Origin of the sequence: Pseudomonas sp. CP-1 (assembly GCF_021213715.1) — a bacterium.
In the GTDB taxonomy this organism is placed as follows: domain Bacteria; phylum Pseudomonadota; class Gammaproteobacteria; order Pseudomonadales; family Pseudomonadaceae; genus Pseudomonas; species Pseudomonas aeruginosa.
This window is the reverse complement of sequence record NZ_JAJQKY010000052.1, coordinates 1-2749: the sequence shown is the minus strand read 5'-3', so window position 1 is coordinate 2749 and position 2749 is coordinate 1. Positions and strand designations below refer to the sequence as shown.

4 protein-coding genes are annotated in these 2749 nt (G+C 55.2%); 2 read left to right on the top strand and 2 right to left on the bottom strand.

Going from position 1 to position 2749, the window contains the following annotated elements:
- Together LT948_RS32985 and LT948_RS32980 are read right to left on the bottom strand one after the other, a co-directional pair.
- Nucleotides 1-491: winged helix-turn-helix domain-containing protein (locus LT948_RS32985; protein ID WP_172765423.1), on the bottom strand; the 491-nt coding region annotated here is incomplete at its 3' end.
- A 125-nt stretch (nucleotides 492-616) separates the two neighbouring features.
- Nucleotides 617-973: a hypothetical protein gene (locus tag LT948_RS32980; RefSeq protein ID WP_021018625.1), complete on the bottom strand. Its 357-nt coding sequence runs from the start codon at nucleotides 971-973 to the stop codon at nucleotides 617-619.
- 212 nt (nucleotides 974-1185) lie between these two features.
- Here LT948_RS32980 and LT948_RS32975 point away from each other — a divergent pair, with 212 nt between their 5' ends.
- Nucleotides 1186-1476 carry a helix-turn-helix domain-containing protein gene (locus tag LT948_RS32975; RefSeq protein ID WP_244632834.1) on the top strand — a complete coding sequence of 97 codons (291 nt, stop codon included), beginning with the start codon at nucleotides 1186-1188 and terminating at the stop codon, nucleotides 1474-1476.
- Entirely contained in the window at nucleotides 1445-2569 is a 1125-nt protein-coding gene (locus LT948_RS32970) for a site-specific integrase (RefSeq protein WP_042931316.1), read from the top strand. Before LT948_RS32975 ends, LT948_RS32970 begins: the two co-directional genes overlap by 32 nt.
- Nucleotides 2570-2749: the final 180 nt, after the last annotated feature.

The window sequence follows — 2749 nt, the reverse complement described above, 5'->3', positions numbered from 1 at the left end:
TAGCATTGGCTTCTAAATCCCTGATCAGCAGTTTCGCTTACAAAATGGAGCGCAAGCACGACCGGTACAGTGAGCCTTTTGAAGATATCCGCGCTTGGCCCCCAGATCGCCAGGCCCAGGTCAGTACGAAAGCCGAGCACCTTCACACCAGACTTCGCTGGATTGAGGTCGCGTTTGGCATCTTCGGTCAAGCGCCACACGCCGCGCTCTCCGTTGACGCGCTCGATGATACCCATCTGTTTCAGTGATTGCTGAGTCCACCGGATAGCGCGGCGAACCAGGCTGTGTTTCTGCCCACTCTCCCCAACAGGCGCAAGCTCGTTCAAGGCTTCCGTAGAAACGCCAAGGTGGTTGGTGACGATCTCGTAGAGCGCGGTGTTCGTCAGGGGCTTGTCGGGGTTGGCCTTGTAGATGCCCGCAATCTGGTCGACGGCGAACAGTTCGCCCTGACCCGGGGCGCTGACTTTGTGTTTGAGTCGGGTGGTGCGCATCGTTTCATTCTCACTCGCGGCCGCAGATTTATCGCGGCGGTTCGATGGAGCTGGCCAACTGGCCAATTGATCACCCGGAGATGATCAGGGCGCTCCGGCTGTGCCAGAACCCGTGCGAATGTGATTCAGGTTCGATGATGTCCTTGAATGGCCTTCATTCGTTCGTAGGTGCGCAGGGCACTGTTCCCCTTACTCCAGTCGATCCCCACCTCATCGTCCATCAGCTGATGGAGTTCCTCCCAATGCGAAACGAGAGCAGCCCATTCGCGTCCGTGGATGGCCATCTCCGAGATTCGCGCCTTCCACTCGGGTACCAGTTCCAGCAGGCGCAGGCATCGACCCAGGTCAGAAGGATCGGACGGTGTGCAGAAGCCATCCTCGGGCAGGACGCCCATCATGCTCGACCAAATCGCTATAGCGGAAAGACCCGTATCTTCCCCTACGATCCACTGGGAAACGCGCTTGAGAAAATCGTTGTTCATTGCAGCTCCAAGACAAAAGAACAGGGCTGCAGATTACTTGGTGGGTAGGCCTGAATCAGTTGAAAGGGGGGGGATGAAATTCAAGTCGGTGCATGCAAAGCCGATCTTGTGAAGACATCAATACGAGAAGCGAGCAGGGCAAGAGAGGGACGAATTCCGCTTATAAGCGGAAGACGACTATAGTCTGAATCCCCAAAATTCCAGCTTTTCGCGTGTCAAGCTGGGACAGCCTTATCCATTTTCGTAATCACAACGTGGCCTTTGGCCGCGCACTTCGAAACCTGCGAAAAACTGCCAACCTCACTCAAGAGCAGCTTGGGTTTGAAGCTGGTCTAGATCGCACCTACATCTCGGTCCTCGAGCGCGGGGAGCGTTCGCCCACGCTTGACACTATCGTTTCCCTTAGCGACGTGTTCGGCTTGAGCGTTCTAGAGCTCGCCAGTCACATCCAAAGTCAGTTGGACGAGATGCATGACAACCAAGACTCTTCGCGAAGCCCTTAATCACTACCGTGAGAAAGTCTCGATTCTCAAGAAGGGCTACAAGCAAGAATGCTATCGCATTCAGCAGATAGCCAACTCGCTCCTGGGTGAGAAAATCGTGCGCGAGATCACATCTGTTGACATCGCGACTTACAGAGATGAAAGGCTTCAGCAGCTCAATGGCAAAACTGGTCAACAGATCTCGCCGGCTACCGTTCGCCTCGAGATGTCCTTGCTGTCGAATCTGTTCGAGCTTGGACGTATCGAGTGGGGCATCTGCGATGACAATCCAGTCCTCAAGGTTAGAAAGCCCAAAATGCCGCCTGGCCGTGAGCGTCGGCTGACCTCAAGAGAGGAACGCCTGATCCTCCGTTACGCCCACAATTATGGGAACTCTGAGCTCTACGCGATCATCATCGTTGCCCTGGAAACAGCGATGCGGCAAGGTGAAATCCTCAACCTCTCGTGGGAACACATCAACCTCAAAACGCGCATTGCACATCTCCCCGATACGAAGAACGGAACTCGCCGAGATGTCCCTCTCTCCATCAAGGCACGAGACGCCTTAATCCAACTAGGTGTTGCCGGCAATGGCCGGGTGTTCTCCTACACGAACGCCGGACTCAAGACCACATGGCGAGTCATGCTGCTCCGGCTTGGAATTGAAGACCTCCACTTCCATGACCTGCGTCACGAGGCGATTAGCAGGCTCTTTGAGCTCGGAACCTTGGACATGATGGAGGTCGCCGCGATCAGCGGTCATAAATCGCTTTCAATGCTCAAAAGGTACACCCATCTCAAGGCGCAGCGCCTCGTCAAGAAATTGGAAGGAGGTAAGAGCCGGGGCCGCCAGGTGGTCATCAACCACCTTGTTCCGTATCCCGCCTCTGTAGCTCGGACAAGCAAGGACGTGACGATTCGGCTGCTGGACTTCGAAGGGCTGACGGCTTCAGCTGCTACGAAGGAGTCTGCGATTACCTTGGCACAGGACCAACTGTTGAGGCGCCTGATGACCTCGATACGGGACGCCGAAACCATACCCCAGCCGGATCAGTACCTGGACATCGTTCATGAGGCGGACATCGTCATGATCGACCCGCTTGCAGCAGCATAATACTTTTTTTCAGCGAAAGTCGCGGGCATCCCTGCCTGCAAAGCCACGGAGCTCGGGGCGTTGGGCCAACTGCAGCTGGAAAAAACAGGAGAAAGTCTCACCTCGGCAAAACTGCATCCGTGAAGCGTTTTGAAGGAGGAATATCTGGAATTTTTCATACAGGCAAGGTTGCCAATCCGG